This window comes from Rhizobium sp. P1_E6 (assembly GCF_056405875.1).
This window is the reverse complement of sequence record NZ_JBFUBG010000001.1, coordinates 49,666-65,843: the sequence shown is the minus strand read 5'-3', so window position 1 is coordinate 65,843 and position 16,178 is coordinate 49,666. Positions and strand designations below refer to the sequence as shown.

Annotated in this window: 13 protein-coding genes; 2 read left to right on the top strand and 11 right to left on the bottom strand. The window is 61.5% G+C overall.

The features are described from left to right. Positions 1-12: 12 nt before the first annotated feature. The 8 genes from recN to aqpZ all read right to left on the bottom strand — a co-directional run bounded on the left by recN (position 13) and on the right by aqpZ (position 9,948). Positions 13-1,686, bottom strand: coding sequence for a DNA repair protein RecN (recN, locus tag AC1D35_RS00285; protein WP_113308070.1), 1,674 nt, complete (start codon positions 1,684-1,686; stop codon positions 13-15). A 5-nt stretch (positions 1,687-1,691) separates the two neighbouring features. Beyond that, positions 1,692-2,561, bottom strand: a complete 870-nt coding sequence (locus tag AC1D35_RS00280; RefSeq protein WP_477938152.1) for an outer membrane protein assembly factor BamD — start codon at positions 2,559-2,561, stop codon at positions 1,692-1,694. Positions 2,562-2,833: 272 nt separating this feature from the next. Continuing rightward, positions 2,834-3,790 carry a UDP-3-O-acyl-N-acetylglucosamine deacetylase gene (gene lpxC / locus AC1D35_RS00275; RefSeq protein WP_113300114.1) on the bottom strand — a complete coding sequence of 319 codons (957 nt, stop codon included), beginning with the start codon at positions 3,788-3,790 and terminating at the stop codon, positions 2,834-2,836. Positions 3,791-4,051: 261 nt separating this feature from the next. Further along, positions 4,052-5,755: a cell division protein FtsZ gene (gene ftsZ, locus AC1D35_RS00270; protein WP_477938151.1), complete on the bottom strand. Its 1,704-nt coding sequence runs from the start codon at positions 5,753-5,755 to the stop codon at positions 4,052-4,054. Between the two features lie 56 nt (positions 5,756-5,811). Next, positions 5,812-7,143, bottom strand: coding sequence for a cell division protein FtsA (gene ftsA, locus AC1D35_RS00265; RefSeq protein WP_113300112.1), 1,332 nt, complete (start codon positions 7,141-7,143; stop codon positions 5,812-5,814). Further along, positions 7,140-8,072: a cell division protein FtsQ/DivIB gene (locus AC1D35_RS00260; protein WP_113308069.1), complete on the bottom strand. Its 933-nt coding sequence runs from the start codon at positions 8,070-8,072 to the stop codon at positions 7,140-7,142. Before AC1D35_RS00260 ends, ftsA begins: the two co-directional genes overlap by 4 nt. Next, positions 8,060-8,986 (bottom strand): D-alanine--D-alanine ligase, encoded by a 927-nt coding sequence (locus tag AC1D35_RS00255; RefSeq protein WP_113300110.1) that lies wholly within the window; start codon positions 8,984-8,986, stop codon positions 8,060-8,062. Before AC1D35_RS00255 ends, AC1D35_RS00260 begins: the two co-directional genes overlap by 13 nt. 275 nt (positions 8,987-9,261) lie before the next feature. Then, on the bottom strand, positions 9,262-9,948 hold the full coding sequence (aqpZ, locus tag AC1D35_RS00250) for an aquaporin Z (protein WP_113308068.1): 687 nt from the start codon (positions 9,946-9,948) through the stop codon (positions 9,262-9,264). Positions 9,949-10,224: 276 nt separating this feature from the next. On the opposite strand from aqpZ, the gene AC1D35_RS00245 reads away from it, so the two are divergent. Together AC1D35_RS00245 and AC1D35_RS00240 are read left to right on the top strand one after the other, a co-directional pair. Next, a complete protein-coding gene (locus AC1D35_RS00245; protein WP_477938150.1) occupies positions 10,225-11,520 on the top strand; it encodes an MFS transporter in 1,296 nt (431 codons plus the stop codon). 114 nt (positions 11,521-11,634) lie between these two features. Continuing rightward, complete coding sequence (locus AC1D35_RS00240; protein ID WP_113308067.1) at positions 11,635-12,585, top strand: UDP-glucose 4-epimerase family protein; 951 nt, start codon at positions 11,635-11,637, stop codon at positions 12,583-12,585. 79 nt (positions 12,586-12,664) lie between these two features. On the opposite strand, the gene murB is transcribed toward AC1D35_RS00240, so the two are convergent. From murB to murG, 3 genes are read right to left on the bottom strand one after another with little or no spacing between them, the layout of a single operon-like run. Continuing rightward, a complete protein-coding gene (gene murB / locus AC1D35_RS00235) occupies positions 12,665-13,639 on the bottom strand; it encodes a UDP-N-acetylmuramate dehydrogenase (RefSeq protein WP_113300106.1) in 975 nt (324 codons plus the stop codon). Beyond that, positions 13,636-15,051 carry a UDP-N-acetylmuramate--L-alanine ligase gene (gene murC, locus AC1D35_RS00230; protein WP_113300105.1) on the bottom strand — a complete coding sequence of 472 codons (1,416 nt, stop codon included), beginning with the start codon at positions 15,049-15,051 and terminating at the stop codon, positions 13,636-13,638. The genes murB and murC overlap by 4 nt, the downstream gene beginning before the upstream one ends. Next, positions 15,048-16,172 (bottom strand): undecaprenyldiphospho-muramoylpentapeptide beta-N-acetylglucosaminyltransferase, encoded by a 1,125-nt coding sequence (murG, locus tag AC1D35_RS00225; RefSeq protein ID WP_113300104.1) that lies wholly within the window; start codon positions 16,170-16,172, stop codon positions 15,048-15,050. The genes murC and murG overlap by 4 nt, the downstream gene beginning before the upstream one ends. Between the last annotated feature and the right edge of the window lie 6 nt (positions 16,173-16,178).

The following is a 16,178-nucleotide window of genomic DNA, read 5'->3' as shown; positions in this document are numbered from 1 at the left end:
GGCGGTCCATGCCTAGCCGTTTCCGGCCAGCAACCGCACAGCCGCCGCCCTCGCCTCTTCCGTCACTGAAGCGCCGGCGAGCATGCGGGCGATTTCTTCGGTGCGGTCCTTCTGGGCCATGGTGGCAACGCGCGTGGCGATCTTGTCGGAGCCCTCGCCGGACGGTCCTTTGGAGATGAGCAGATGCGTGGCAGCACGAGCCGCCACTTGCGGTGCATGGGTGACGGACAGAACCTGCACGCGCTCGGAAAGCCGTTTCAGCCGCTGGCCGATCGCGTCAGCCACCGCCCCGCCGACACCGGTGTCGATTTCATCGAAGACGAGCGTCGGCGCGGAGCCCCGATCGGCGAGCGCCACCTTGAGCGCCAGCAGGAAGCGCGAAAGTTCGCCGCCCGAGGCAACCTTCATGATCGAGCCCGGCCGCGTGCCCGGATTGGTCTGGACGTGGAATTCGACGATATCGATGCCTTCGGCCGTCGCCTCCTCCGCATCGGTGGTGATCTCCACCATGAAGCGGGCGCGCTCGAGCTTCAGCGCCGGCAGTTCGGCCATGACGGCCTGCGCCAGCGCATCGCCGGCATGGTGACGCTTCTCGGAAAGCGATCGGGCGGCCGCATCGAAATTCGTCTTGGCGACGCCCACCTCGGCCTGGAGTTTGGCAAGCCGCTCCTCGCCGGCATCGAGATCGGCAAGATCGCTGATCATGCGCACGGCAAGTGCCGGAAGCTCGGTGACGGGAACGGAATATTTGCGGGAGGCGGCGCGCAGCGCAAACAGCCGCTCCTCGACGCGCTCCAGCTCCTTCGGGTCATATTCGGTCTTGCGCAATGCCGCCTCGACTTCCATCTGCGCATTCGACAGCTGGTCCAGCGCCGCATCCAGCAGCGCCACAGTGTCTTCGAGCAGTCCGGGCGCCTCATGGCTCTTGCGCTCCAGACGGCGCACCAGCGAGGCTATATGCGGCACGGGAGAGGCATTGCCGTTGAGGAACTCGGAAGCCTCGGCAATGTCACCGGCAATGCGCTCCGCCTTCATCATCTTCTGGCGGCGATCGGCGAGCTCATCCTCTTCGCCGTCACGCGGCGAGAGCTTTTCGAGCTCCTCGACGGAGGAGCGCAGATAATCCGCCTCGCGGGCCGCAGCCTCGACCTTCTCGCGATGTTTCTTCAGCGTGCGCTCGCTGTCGCGCCACTGGCGGTAAAGGCCGCCGACACCCTGCGCATCCTCGCTGATACCCGCAAAGGCGTCGAGCAGCGTTCTGTGGGCATTTGTATCGACCAGCGCGCGGTCATCATGCTGGCCGTGGATCTCGACCAGCATCTGGCCGGCCTGCCGCATCAGCTGCACGCCGACCGGCTGGTCGTTCACATAGGCCTTGGTGCGGCCATCGGAGGATTGCTGGCGGCGAAAGATCAGGTCGCCTTCGTCATCGATTCCGTTTTCGCGCAAAAGCTTGCGGGCACCATGATCCATGCCGACATCGAAGACGGCCGTTACCTGGCCCTTGTCCTCGCCATGGCGAACGAGACCGCCATCGCCGCGCCCGCCAAGGGCCAGCGAAAGACTGTCGAGCAATATGGATTTGCCGGCACCCGTCTCACCCGTCAGCACGGAGAGGCCGGTCTCGAAGGCAAGATCCAGCCGCTCGATCAAAACGATATCGCGGATCGAAAGCTGGATCAGCATTGGCCTCAGGAACCGAGAAGGAGTTTCTTGCCCGCTGCAGCGATCCACGAACCCTTGTTTTCACGCGGTTCCGCGCCACCCGACTGCAGCAGCTTGTAAGAATCAGCATACCACTGGCTGTCGGGATAATTGTGACCGAGAACGGCAGCGGCAGTCTGCGCCTCCTCGACGACACCCATCGCATAATAGGCTTCGACGAGACGGGCGAGCGCCTCCTCGACCTGATTCGTATTCGGATATTTCTCGACGACGATGCGAAAACGCGAGATCGCCGCGAGATATTCCTTGCGCTCCATATAATAGCGGCCGACCTGCATTTCCTTGCCGGCGAGCTGGTCGCGCGCAAAGCGCATCTTGGCCTGCGCGTCATCGACATATTCGGAGTCGGGATAATTGTCGACGACGGCCTGCATCGCCTCGATGSTCTTCTGCGCGGCGCGCTGGTCCTGCGTCACGTCGACGATCTGCTTGGAATAGGTGAGACCCACGAGATACTGCACATAGGGCGCATCCTTGGACTTCGGATACTGCGCCATATAGCGGTTGCCCGATGCGAGCGCGTCGTCGAAGCGACCCTGGCGGTACTTGACGAAGGTGCTCATGACGAGCGCCTTGCGCGCCCATTCCGAGAAGGGATTCTGCTGGTCGATCGCATCGAACTTGCGTGCCGCCTCGGCCATGTTGCCGGCCTTCATGTTGGCAAGGCCTTGCGTGTATAGCACATCCGGCGGATCGGTTTCGAGGCCGAGCTTGGTGATGTCGATGTCAGGGTCCGACTGGCAGCCGGAAATCAAGGCGCCTGCGCTCAGCACCATCACGGATGCGAGCAAAGCGCGCACTGTCTTCATCATCATGTCAGACCTTGCATAAGCCATTCGAAAGAATCCCACCGCCGCCGTCCACTCCACAGCAGCCACGCCTAGCTGGCGTTTCTAGCCACAAATGTACATCGAGAGCAACGCAATGATCACGCATTAACGCATTTTTGTGGCAGCGCCGCCGAGAATGTCGGGCTTTTCACCGGCATTCGAGCTGGCAGTGGCTAAATATATGCCGCAAAACATCTATCCGCGCGCCATCTGCCCCTTCCCCATAAAAAAACCGCCCCCGTTAGGAGGCGGCCCTGGCCTTAATTGGTATCTGGAGGTCATGCCGACCAGGGGGCGAATTCCGGAGCGCTGACTGCAATGAATTCACGAACGGCAACGCGCTGGCGCGGCGTCGAGGTCTCGACCACTTCATAGGCCGAGGGATCGCTGAGCAGTGCCTTGAGGGCGTTGGCGTTCATCTTGTGCCCGCCGCGATAGGAACGGTAGCAGCCGATGAACTGTGCGCCGGCAAGCGCCAGATCGCCAACGGCATCGAGCGTCTTGTGACGCACGAACTCGTCCTTGGCGTAGCGCAGGCCTTCGACATTGATGACGGTGTTGTCATCGGAGATGACAACGGAGTTTTCGAGCGAGGAGCCGAGAGCATGGCCCGAAGCCCAGAGACGCTCGACATCGCGCATGAAGCCGAAGGTGCGCGCGCGCGACAGCTCAGTCTTGAAGACGGTTGCGGTGAGATCGCCTTCCCACTTCTGACGGCCGATCAGCGGGCATTCGAAATCGATCTCGACTTCGAAGCGCGTGCCGTCATAGGGGCGGAACTCGCTCCAGGAACCGCCATGCTCGATACGAACTGGCTTGGTGATGCGGATGTAACGGCGCTTGACGCCGAGGGAAACGAGGCCGACCTGCTCGATGGCTTCGACGAAGGGAACCGAGCTGCCATCCATGATCGGCATTTCGGTGCCGCTGACTTCGATCACGACATTGTCGAGGCCGAGAGCATAAACGGCGGCCATCACATGTTCGACCGTCGCGACGGAATGTGCAGCCGAGAAGCCGAGCACGGTGCAGAGATCGGTATTGCCAACCTGCGAGGAAACAGCCTTCAGTTCGGTAACGTCGCCATTGTCATGGATGCGCTGGAAAATAACGCCGGTGCCGGCTTCGGCCGGATTGAAGGTGATCGAAACGTCAGCACCCGAATGAACGCCGATGCCCGAAAGTGTCACCGGACGCGATACCGTCGTCTGAAAGCCCAGCAAGCCAATGCCCATAAAATTCTGCCTTTATTATTCCGTACCCGTTGATGCCAACCGGTCCGCTTATCTTCTATGCTGCCCGGCACCACTCGAGGCGGAGTCTTGGGGCAGTTCGCTTGCTTCATACTTACGTGGACGCGCGCTGCAATCCAAATCACTGTTTCTTTCGCTTTGTTACGAAATCACACAGACTAAAAACATTTAGAATTCAGGCATATAGAAATGCAAACGCCCGGGATTTCGGTCCCGGGCGTTTTCTGTGGAGAAGTGCTTTTCTCAGTTCGACTGACGGCGCAGGAAGGCCGGGATTTCCAGCTGGTCGTCTTCCTGCATCATGCGGGCCTGCGGAACCGCACGCCCCTGGTCGTCGAGGTTGCCGCGACGCGGTGCGTAGAGGCTTGCTTCCGGCGACAACGGGCGGCGCTGCTGCGATGAGGCAGCCGGCGCAGACGTCATTTCCGGCGCGACTTCCTCTTCGCGGCGGCCAAGCGAATTGGTGATTCGCTTAAGCAGACCCATCGGGCCACGCTCTTCCTGGACGTGCGAAGCAGCAGGCTGCGAGCGATGGTCGATCTCGGCCTGGACGACCGGCGGGAAGTCTTGGACCTTCGGCATGCGAACCTGTTCAGGAGCCTGACGGATCACCGGCTCGTGACGTTGCTGCATGACCGGCGTCGGAGCCGGCTGATGCATGACCGGAGCCTGCTGTACCGGAGCCTGGCGCATGACCGGGGCTGCTTCCGGTGCAGAAGCGAAGATCTTGCTCTGCGGACGGAAGGTTTCCTGCATCACCGGCTGCTGCTGGATCGGAGCAGCGGCACGCGGGGCCGGCATTTCCAGTTCGCGTTCCATTGCGATTTCAGCTTCGCGAATGGTCTGTGCAATCTGGTCGGCCTTCGGTGCCTGCATGATCGGAGCAGGCTGAACTGCGGCCGGTGCCGGAGCAACGGCCGCGGAGGGACGGATAATCGGCTTTGTTGCCGGCTGGAACGTGCGGTCGGTTCCTTCGCGCATCGCACGGTCGATGCCAGTAGCGACGACCGAGACGCGGATGATGCCTTCAAGCGATTCGTCGAAGGTTGCGCCGAGGATGATGTTGGCGTCCGGATCGACTTCCTCGCGGATGCGGGTCGCAGCTTCGTCGACTTCGAAGAGGGTGAGGTCGCGACCGCCGGTGATGGAGATCAGCAGGCCCTGTGCGCCCTTCATCGAGGTTTCGTCGAGCAGCGGGTTGGCGATCGCCGCTTCGGCGGCCTGCATGGCGCGGCCCGAACCGGAAGCCTCGCCCGTGCCCATCATTGCACGGCCCATTTCGCGCATGACCGAGCGGACGTCGGCGAAGTCGAGGTTGATGAGGCCTTCCTTCACCATCAGGTCGGTGATGCAGGCAACGCCCGAGTAGAGAACCTGGTCGGCCATGGCGAAGGCGTCGGCGAAGGTCGTCTTGTCGTTGGCGATCCGGAAGAGGTTCTGGTTCGGAATGACGATCAGCGTATCGACGGACTTCTGCAGTTCCTGGATGCCGGATTCGGCCAGACGCATGCGGCGTCCGCCTTCGAAGTGGAACGGCTTGGTGACCACGCCGACCGTCAGGATGCCCTTGTTGCGGGCGGCCTGTGCGACGACGGGAGCAGCGCCCGTACCCGTGCCGCCGCCCATGCCGGCGGTGACGAAGCACATATGCGTACCGTTCAGGTGATCGACGATCTCGTCGATGCATTCTTCGGCGGCCGCACGGCCGACTTCCGGCTGCGAACCGGCGCCAAGGCCTTCGGTAACGCTGGCGCCGAGCTGGATGATCCGTTCGGCCTTCGTCATGGTCAGTGCCTGGGCATCCGTGTTGGCAACGACGAAGTCGACGCCCTGGAGGCCTGCGGAAATCATGTTATTGACGGCATTGCCGCCGCCGCCGCCGACGCCGAACACGGTGATGCGCGGCTTCAGCTCGGTGATGTCAGGCTTTTGCAGCTTGATAGTCATGGTACCAGTTCCTTCTCTCTCTGGCCGCATCGCCACGCCGGCCAATTCACTCAATTTCAAAAGCTTTCCTTCAGCCACTGGCCCATGCGGGCGATGCGGCTGTTATTACCCCCAAGCGACATGAGCAGGCTGCTCTGTGACGCATGTGTCTCCATGTCCGCGACTTGCGGATAGATCATCAACCCGACAGCCGTCGAAAAGGCCGGGCCCTTGGCCGCCGTCGGAAGACCCGAGACGCCCATCGGACGACCGATCCGGACGTTGCGGGCCAGAATGCGCCGTGCCACTTCGGCAAGACCCGTCAGCTGGCTGGCGCCCCCCGTCAGAACGACACGCTTTCCGACGATCGGGCTGAAGCCCGAACGCTGGATCCGGTCGCGGATGAGTTCCATCGTCTCCTCGATGCGCGCCGAAACGATGCGCGAAACCAGAGCCCGCGGCACCTGGCTAGGCTGATCACGGTCATCCTCGCCGATCGGCGGAATGGAGATCAGTTCGCGCTCGTCGGAAGAATTGCTCAGCGCCGAAGCGTGGACCACCTTCAAACGTTCTGCATCCTCGATCCGAGTGGAAAGGCCGCGCGCAAGGTCGGTCGTCACATGATGACCGCCGAGGCCGACAGCATCGGTATGGACAAGCTTGCCTTCGGCAAAGACCGAAATCGTCGTCGTGCCGCCGCCCATGTCGATGGCCGCACAGCCAAGTTCGACTTCATCGTCGACGAGTGCGGCAAGACCAGATGCATAAGGTGTTGCAACGATTCCTTCCACCGAAAGATGCGCGCGATTGACGCTAAGTTCGAGATTTTTGAGTGCCGAGCGTTCCGCCGTCACCACATGCATGTCGACGCCGAGCGCATCGCCATACATTGCCAGCGGATCGCGGATCCCGCGTTCGCCGTCGAGCGAAAAGCCGGTCGCCAGCGAATGCAGGACGGCCCGGTCCTGGCGCAGCGACTGCTGGCAGGCGGCGGACAGCACTTTCTTCAGGTCGTTTAACTCGACTTCCTGGCCGCCGAGATCGATGGTCGCCGTGTAGATGTCGCTGCCGAGACGGCCGGCCGTCAGGTTGACGATCAGGCTTTCGACTGTGAGCCCCGCCATGCGTTCGGCCGCATCGACAGCGAGACGGATGACGCTTTCCAACGCATCGAGATCGGCGATCACGCCGGTCTTGATGCCGCGCGAGCGCTGATGGCCGATGCCGATGATCTCGATATTGTGCGTACGGCCAGGCAGGATCTGGCTTTCCTCGCGCGGCGTCAGCCGGCCGATCATGCAGACGACCTTGGTCGAGCCGATGTCGAGCACCGAAACGATATGCGACCGCTTCGACGAAAGCGGCTTCAGGCGCGGCAATCCAAAATGGGACGAACCGAACAAGCTCATATATTCTGCCCCGCCTTCTTCAAGTCCTTGGTGCGCGTCGTAACTGCTGCCTGTCGGCGGGCTGCCGCCTCAGGCGTCAGCTGGATCGTCGTGCGATCCGGCAGCCTGAGATCGACTGCAGCGATATCGCGCTCCAGAAGCTGCTGTTCCGTATCAAATTTCGAAAGCGTCGCGAGTGCCTGGTCGATATCATCTTCCGGCAGCTTGACGACGACGCCATTATCCATGTGCAGGTCCCAGCGACGGCCGGAAACCCAGACAAAGGCCTTCACACGGCCCTTGACGTCAGGCCACTTGGCGAACGCATCCTGGATGGACGCTGCAGCCGTTTCGGCATCGCGGCCAACGACGAGCGGCAGGGTCGAAAACTTGTTGTCGCGAAGCGGTGCAATCACGCTGCCGTTCTTCTCGATCAGCGAAAGTTCCTGGCCATGCTGCCAGATGGCGTAAGCGCTACGCTCCGAGAGCTTCACCTCGATCGTCTTCGGATAGACCTTGCGGACTTCGACATCTTCGACCCAGGGGAGGCGCGCGATCTTCTGGCGCGCAGCATCGACGTCGAGGGCCACCAGCGACGTCGCGCCATCAAGGCCGAGAAGCTGCAGGATCTCGATTTCGGAGGTCTGATTGTTGCCGGAAACCTTCACGTCCTCGATGGCAAAGCCGACAGCGCTGGTCGTTGCCTGCGCGACGGCCTCCGTATGACCGCCGAGCGACATGCCGTAGAGACCGGTTGCCGCCAGGAAGCCGAGCGCCGAAACCGTCCCCGTATGAACAGGGATATGGATGCGGCCGCTACCGAGGCTGACGAGGAAGCGCACGACGCGGCGCAGCGGACGCGGCAGCACGCGGCGCTCGTCGGCTTCCATAACGGGAAGCTCGGCATAACGGCTGGGGCGCCCTATCCTTTTGACCGTCAACGCAAACAAGACGCGTCCTCCACCATCCACCGGAGAAATGCACCAAAGGAATATCCGGCATGGCCGGCCATTTCGGGCACAAGGGAGGTTGGAGTCATGCCCGGCTGGGTATTGACCTCCAGCCAGATAAGCTCGCCGTCTTCGGAGAAACGATCGTCGTAACGAAAGTCGGACCGACTGACGCCGCGGCAACCGATTGCTTGATGCGCCCTTAACGCCAATGTTTGTATTTTTTGGTAAATTTTCGGTGAAATTTTAGCCGGCAAGACATGTTTTGATCCACCCGACGCATACTTGGAGTCGTAATCATAGAAATTGTGGCCCTGTGGTACCACCTCGATGACATCCATGGGTTGATCGCCCATCACACCGCAAGTCAGCTCGCGGCCGTGGATGTAGCGCTCGACGATGACTTCTTCGCCATAGCGCCACTCTGCCGAGCCGATGACCTGTGGCGGATGCGCCTGATCCTCGCCCACGATGACGACGCCGAAGCTGGAACCCTCGCGCACCGGCTTCACCACATAAGGCGCCTTCATCGGATGTTCCGACGGGAATGAGAAGCGATTCAGTACCTGCGATTCGGCAACCGGAACGCCGGCGGTGCCGGCCACACGCTTCGCCCGGCCCTTGTCCATGGCAAGCGCCGAGGCGAGCACGCCCGAATGCGTATAGGGGATCTGCAGATACTCGAGGATGCCCTGGATGGTCCCGTCTTCGCCGAAAGGCCCGTGCAAGGCATTGAAGGCAACATCGGGCTTCAGAGCAGCGAGCTTTTCGGAAATATCGCGCTCGACATCGATGCGCGTCACTTTGAAGCCTTCACCTTCGAGGGCGTCGGCACACGCCTTTCCCGAGGAAAGGCTGACAGGCCTCTCCGAGGAAAATCCGCCCATCAGGACAGCTACGTGCTCGCGACTCATCAACACCCCCAAAAATAACTTTCACTCTGTAGAACCGAGGCTTGCGCGGAGCTGGTCTGCGCGGTTCGTGGCCTTTGTCTGACTTGGGTGCATTAGAGCATCATTATGGTTAACGAATCGTTTACTTTCGTTAACTCCGCCTTTCAGCGCACTTCATTTTCTGCCCCTCGCGACCGCGCAAATATCGCAGCGAACAGGCCGCGAGGACGATGGGAAACGAAAAACCCGCGCGGAAAAACCACGCGGGTTCAATGGTATGTCCAGATATTTTGCAGTCAGTCCTTATCGCCGAAGATTTTCCAGACGAGGCCGCCGATCGCGCCTCCGACAAGTGGCGCGATCCAGAACAGCCAGAGCTGCTGCAGCGCCCAGCCGCCGACGAAAAGCGCCTGCCCGGTGGAACGCGCCGGGTTGACGGAGGTGTTCGTCACAGGAATCGCGACGAGATGAATCAGCGTCAGCCCCAGGCCTATCGCAAGCGGCGCAAAGCCGGCGGGCACCCTGCTGCTGGTCGATCCCAGGATGATGATCAGGAAGAACATGGTCAGCAGAACTTCGATCAGCAGCGCTGAAAGCAGCGAATAACCGCCCGGAGAATGTTCGCCATATCCATTGGCGGCAAACCCGCCGAGTTCGAAACCCGTCTTGCCGCTGGCGATGAGATAGAGCGCTGCAGCGGCGACAATGGCACCGATCACCTGTGCGACGATATAGGGAATGAGCCGCGCCGCGGGAAAACGTCCGGCAGCAACAAGGCCGAGAGAGACGGCGGGATTGAAATGGCCGCCGGAGATACCGCCCACAGCATAGGCCATGGTGACGACAGTCAAACCAAACGCCAGCGCCACGCCGGCAAACCCGATTCCAAGTTCGGGATAGGCGGCCGCGAACACGGCGCTGCCGCATCCGCCGAAGACCAACCAGAACGTGCCGAAAAACTCGGCGGCAAGACTTTTTTGCATATATGCCCCTTTATTCCCTCAACCAGGGAGTTTTTATAAATCAAATACAATTCGATTCCGGTCAAGAATCGGGGTTAGCCCGCGGCAAGCCTGATGCAAGGTTGAGAAAAGCGGCGAGCCTGGGAAGACGGATACCCGCATCGAGAGATGCCCTGTCACTTCAGCGGCTGTCGCTTGCGTCATATTCTTGCGTGTCCGGCATTTTCTCGACCTTAAAATTGCGTTAAGAGCGGCAGCCTCCCAAGCAAATCGATAAAAATACTGATTGGAATGAACATGACAGAAGCGATCTCCGTATCGCCGAGCCCTTCGAGCAGCACGCAAGTCAATTCCCCCGCACGCGTCCTGATCGCCAGCCTCATCGGCACGACCATTGAATTCTTCGACTTCTACGTCTACGCGACGGCAGCCGTCATCGTTTTCCCGCACCTCTTCTTCCCCTCGAGCGATCCGACCTCCGCGCTCCTGCAGTCGCTCGTGACCTTCTCGATCGCCTTCTTCGCCCGCCCCTTCGGTGCCGTGGTCTTCGGCCATTTCGGCGACAAGGTCGGCCGCAAGGCGACGCTGGTGGCCGCCCTCATGACCATGGGCCTGTCGACCGTCGTCATCGGCATCCTGCCTGGCTACGATGCGATCGGCATCGCCGCTCCGCTGCTGCTGGCGCTGTGCCGCTTCGGCCAGGGCCTCGGCCTCGGTGGCGAATGGGGCGGTGCCGTGCTGCTCGCGACGGAAAATGCTCCTCCCGGCAAGCGCAGCTGGTACGCCATGTTCCCGCAGCTCGGCGCGCCGATCGGCTTCATCCTTTCCTCCGGTTTCTTCCTGATCCTGGCTGAAACCATGAGCAACGAGGATTTCCTCGCCTATGGCTGGCGCATTCCCTTCATCGCCAGCCTCGCGCTGGTCGCCGTCGGCCTCTACGTCCGCCTGAAGATCGCCGAAACGCCGGAATTCCAGAAGGCCGTCGAAAAGCACGAGCGTGTCGCCGTTCCGGTCGCGACCGTCTTCCGCGGCCATCTGCGCAGCCTGATCCTCGGCACCTTCATCGCGGTCGCCACCTTCGTGCTCTTCTACCTGATGACGGTTTTCACGCTGTCATGGGGCACCACGAAACTCGGATACTCACGCGAGCAGTTCTTGGTGGTCCAGCTTGTCGGCGTGGTCTTCTTCGGCTTGACGATCCCGCTCTCCGGCTRGCTCTCCGACCGTTACTCGCGTCGCCTCATCCTGACCCTGACGACGATCGCCATCGCCATCTTCGGCTTCTTTTATGCAAGCCTGCTGACGTCAGGCCTGACCGGCGCCTTCCTGTGCTCCATCATCGGCCTTGGCCTGATGGGCTTCACCTATGGTCCGATCGGTGCTGCCCTGGCAGCCCCCTTCCCGACCATGGTGCGCTACACCGGTGCCTCGATGACCTTCAACCTCGGCGGCATCTTCGGGGCTTCGCTCGCCCCCTATATCGCCACCTGGCTCGCGACCAACTACAGCCTCAACTATGTCGGCTACTACCTCACCGCCTCGGCTGTGATCTCTCTGATCTGCATCCGGCTGTCCGGCCGCGAAGAAGTCTGAAGCACACACTTCCCAAACAAGGAGCCGCGATGCTTGCCGTCGCGGCTTTTTTTATTGCTGCGATCGGCAGTTCCGGTTAGCGAAGACCGTCACCGGCGCAAAAGGGAGAAGATCATGCGATGCCTCGTCACCGGCGCAGCCGGCTTCGTCGGCGCTCCTCTCGTCGAGCGGCTGCACAGGGAGCGGATTTGCGAAGTAACGGTTACGACACGATCCGCGACATCAGCCTTCCCGCCGGATATCAGGCATTTCCCTGTTGATATCACCGAGACGACCGACTGGAGGTCAGCACTCGAAGGCGTCGATGTCATCGTTCATCTCGCCGCCCGCGTTCACATCATGAACGATCGCTCGACCGATCCGCTGGCGGATTTCCGTCGGGCCAACACCGCCTCGACGCTCAATCTTGCCGAACAGGCAGCCCGCGTGGGCGTCAAGAGGTTCGTCTTCGTCAGCACCATCAAGGTCAACGGCGAAGAGAACGACCGGCCATTTCGGCACGACGACGCGCCGAAGCCGATCGATCCCTACGGCATCTCCAAGATGGAAAGTGAAATCGGCCTTCGGGAGATCGCAGCCCGCACCGGCATGGATGTTGTCATCATCCGCCCGCCCCTGGTCTACGGTCCCGGTGCGCGCGGCAACTTCGCGCTGCTTGTCGGGCTCGTGCGCAGGAACCTGCCGCTGCCTTTCGCCTCGCTGAAAAACCGCCGCACGCTGGTCGCGGTGCAAAACCTCATCGACCTGATCATTACCTGCATGCAGCATCCCGCCGCCGCAGGCGAAACCTTCCTTGCAGGAGATGGTGAGGATCTTTCAACGCCCGCGCTGATCGAGGGCATCGCCGCAGGCGTCGGCGTCAAACCGATGCTTCTGCCCTTCCCGCCGTCCCTCATGCATATGGCAGCGAGGATCACCAGAAAGGAAGCCGTCTATCAGCGCCTTTGCGGCTCGCTGCGGGTCGATATATCCCACGCCCGCGACGTACTGGGCTGGTCGCCCGTTGTCACGCCGCGCGAAGGCCTGAGGCTTGCGGTAAATAGAGCAATTCCAGCAAAACTGTGAAGCGGTTCTGCGTCCGGAACTGCGTAAAGCAGAGATAAGGCATTTCCGGAATTCGGAGAAAACGGAAATGCCTTAGCATTTACTCGGTGGTCACACCCTGAAAGGGGCGAACCTCACGGTCGGGCATGAAAAGGCCGAGACGCTTGATTTCCCATTCGAGCTTGATGCCTGCCATTTCGAAAACCTTTCGGCGCACTTCCTCGCCGAGATATTCGAGATCGTAGCCCGTCGCCTGCCCCATGTTGATCATGAAATTACAGTGAAGCGACGACATCTGCGCGCTGCCGATGACGAGACCGCGGCAATCCGCTTCATCGATCAGCTTCCAGGCCGAATGACCCTCGGGATTCTTGAAAGTCGAGCCGCCGGTCTTTTCGCGAATCGGCTGTACCGTCTCGCGGTGATTGCGCACGGCATCCATCTCCGCGCGGATCTTGGCGCGGTCGTCGGCATAGCCCTCGAAAAGCACCGAGGTGAAGATCAGATCGTCGGCGGCATCGGAGTGGCGATAGGAATAGCCCATCTCGGCATTCGACAGCACATGCTTGTTGCCCTTGCGGTCGATCGCTCGCACCTCAACGACACGGTCCTTGGTCTCGGCGCCATTGGCGCCGGCATTCATGCGGGCCGCGCCGCCGACACCGCCCGGAATGCCGTAGTAGAAGGCGAAACCGCCGATACCGTTATCCATCGCCATGGCGGCCACATGCTTGTCCGGGCAGATGGCCCCGGCGAGGATGCGGTTTTCACCGGCGAGTTCGACAAAGCCGAACCCCTTGGCCGACAGACGCAGCACGACGCCTGGAATGCCACCGTCGCGCACCAGGATGTTCGAGCCGACGCCAACGACGGTCAGCGGCACCTCGTCCGGCAGGATCTTCAGGAAGGCGATGAGGTCGTCTTCGTCATGCGGCTGGAACATCAACTCGGCAAGACCGCCGGCGCGAAACCAGGTGACGCGATCCATGGGGGCATCCGGCGTCAGTCGGCCGCGAATGTCCTTTACGCCTTCTCCGAGAGAGGCAAGAAGCTTTTCCCCATTAACCTGTTTCATGCCGACTTTCCTGAAAGGTCTTGCAACTGCTTCGGCAGCGCTGCTGCCCAATATGTAATGCTACCAGCACCCAACAGAACCACAAAGTCCCCGGGTTTTGCAATCTCTGCTACCATCTGCGGTAGAACTTCCGCTGATGGCAGGAAACGCGCATCGCGATGACCGCCGGATTTGATGCGCGAAATGAGCGATTCCGAATCCGCTCCCTCGATGGCATCCTCGCCCGCGGCATAAACAGGTGCGATGAAGATGCTGTCGGCATCGTTGAAGCAGGCTGCGAATTCCTCGAACAGGCTCGACAGACGCGTGTAGCGGTGCGGCTGATGCACCGCGATGATACGGCCCTTGCAGGACTCGCGGGCAGCACGCAACACCGCCTTGATCTCGACCGGGTGGTGACCGTAATCGTCGAAGATCTGCACGCCGTTCCATTCGCCGGTCAGCGTGAAGCGGCGCTTGACGCCGCCGAAGGAGGCGAGCCCCTTGGCGATATCCTCGCGGGACATACCGAGCCGGTTAGCGACGGCAACGGCCGCCGTGGCGTTCGAAATATTGTGACGGCCGGGCATCGGCAGGACGAGATCGTCGAGCCTGATAACCTCACCCGTGCGGCGGCGGCGAATTTCGACGTCGAAGATCGAACGCGTGCCGTCAATGCGCACATTCATGAAGCGCACATCGGCCTGCGGGTTTTCGCCGTATGTAATGACCTTGCGGTCCTCGATGCGGGCGACCAGCGATTGAACCTCGGGATGGTCGAGGCACATGACGCCAAAGCCGTAGAAGGGCACGTTCTCGACGAACTGCCGGAAGGCGGCGCGAACCGCATCGAAATTGCCGTAGTGATCCAGATGCTCAGGATCGATATTGGTGACGACTGCCACATCGGCCGGCAGCTTCAGGAAGGTGCCGTCGGATTCGTCCGCCTCGACCACCATCCACTCGCCCTCGCCCATGCGGGCATTCGTGCCGTAGGCATTGATGATGCCGCCATTGATGACGGTCGGGTCCAGCCCGCCGGCTTCGAGCAGCGTGGCGACGAGCGAGGTGGTCGTTGTCTTGCCGTGCGTGCCGCCGATGGCGATCGCATTGCGGAAGCGCATCAGCTCGGCCAGCATTTCGGCGCGGCGCACCACCGGCAGCAGCTTTTCCCGCGCGGCGATGAGCTCCGGATTGCTCTTCTTGATCGCGGTCGAAACGACGACGACCTCGGCATCGCCGAGGTTTTCCGCCTTGTGGCCGACGAAGACCTCGATGCCCTTGTCGCGCAGGCGCTGGACATTGGCGCTGTCGGACTGGTCCGATCCCTGCACCCTGTGGCCGAGATTATGCAGCACCTCTGCGATACCGCTCATGCCGATACCGCCAATGCCGATGAAATGGACGAGGCCGATCGCCTTCGGCAGCTTCATGCGCGTGCCCCCTTGAATTCTGCAACTGTCTGACCGGCGGCAATAGCCTCAACCATGTCGGCAAGCAAGTTCGCAGCATCAGGTTTTCCCGCAAGCTTGGCTGCGGCTGCCATGCCGGCAAGCTTTTCGGGGTCGTTCATCACATGCGTCAGGATGGAGGCAATACGCTCAGGCGAAAGCTCCGACTGGGCAATCACCTTGGCTCCGCCAGTCGCCTCAAGTGCCGCGGCATTGGCCGCCTGATCATGGTCGAGCGCATGCGGATAAGGCACCAGCACCGCCGGGCGGCCGATGACGGATATTTCCGACACCGTCGAGGCGCCGGAGCGGCAGATCACCAGATGTGCCTTGGCAAGACGCTCTGCCATGTCATTGAAAAACGGCGCGATATCGGCGCCCATCTGCAGCTGCACCACGCAGTCGCGCACCATCTCCATATCCTCGGAGCGAACCTGCTGCGTCACCCTGAGCCGTGCGCGCAGCCCATCGTCCAGCAGGCTGATCGCCGTCGGCATCGCCTTGGAAAAATATTGCGCGCCCTGGCTACCGCCGAAGACCACGAGATTGAAGTCCTCGCCGGGATGCGAGGGCACGTAAGGCTGCTCGGCCGCCGCAAGGATCGCCGGTCGCACGGGATTGCCGGTCGCAATGGTCTTGTCGGAAAAAGGTCCGCCGCTCTCGGGCAGGAAGCCACCGGCAATCGCCCGGACGCGCGGCGCCAGCGCCTTGTTGGCGCGGCCCATCACCGCATTCTGTTCGTGCAGCATCGAGGGTACGCCGAGGCGCGTGGCGGCAAGCAGCGGCGGCACGGTCGGATAACCGCCGAAGCCGACGACGATGACTGGCTTCAGTCGCTGGATCAGCCGCTTTGCGGCGCGCATTCCGGTCCAGAGCTTCCAGAGCGAACGGCCGACCGCGACCGGATTTTTGGACGCGATCGTCGCCGACGGCACGACATGGATTTCGTCGGCCGGAAACTTGCCGGCATAACGCTCGGCGCGGCTATCTGTAACCAGGTGCACGGAATAGCCGCGTTCCCTCAGCTTGAAGGCGAGCGCCTCCGCCGGAAAGACGTGGCCGCCGGTTCCGCCGGCGGCAAGAAGGACGATGCCCTTGCTCATAGTTCC

What these genes read in the sequence shown, in the direction of transcription:
- recN (WP_113308070.1), bottom strand. Translation starts at nt 1,686, where the DNA reads ATGCTGATCCAGCTTTCGATCCGCGATATCGTTTTGATCGAGCGGCTG.
- lpxC (WP_113300114.1), bottom strand. Translation starts at nt 3,790, where the DNA reads ATGGGCATTGGCTTGCTGGGCTTTCAGACGACGGTATCGCGTCCGGTG.
- ftsZ (WP_477938151.1), bottom strand. Translation starts at nt 5,755, where the DNA reads ATGACTATCAAGCTGCAAAAGCCTGACATCACCGAGCTGAAGCCGCGC.
- ftsA (WP_113300112.1), bottom strand. Translation starts at nt 7,143, where the DNA reads ATGAGCTTGTTCGGTTCGTCCCATTTTGGATTGCCGCGCCTGAAGCCG.
- AC1D35_RS00255 (WP_113300110.1), bottom strand. Translation starts at nt 8,986, where the DNA reads ATGAGTCGCGAGCACGTAGCTGTCCTGATGGGCGGATTTTCCTCGGAG.
- aqpZ (WP_113308068.1), bottom strand. Translation starts at nt 9,948, where the DNA reads ATGCAAAAAAGTCTTGCCGCCGAGTTTTTCGGCACGTTCTGGTTGGTC.
- AC1D35_RS00240 (WP_113308067.1), top strand. Translation starts at nt 11,635, where the DNA reads ATGCGATGCCTCGTCACCGGCGCAGCCGGCTTCGTCGGCGCTCCTCTC.
- murB (WP_113300106.1), bottom strand. Translation starts at nt 13,639, where the DNA reads ATGAAACAGGTTAATGGGGAAAAGCTTCTTGCCTCTCTCGGAGAAGGC.
- murC (WP_113300105.1), bottom strand. Translation starts at nt 15,051, where the DNA reads ATGAAGCTGCCGAAGGCGATCGGCCTCGTCCATTTCATCGGCATTGGC.
- murG (WP_113300104.1), bottom strand. Translation starts at nt 16,172, where the DNA reads ATGAGCAAGGGCATCGTCCTTCTTGCCGCCGGCGGAACCGGCGGCCAC.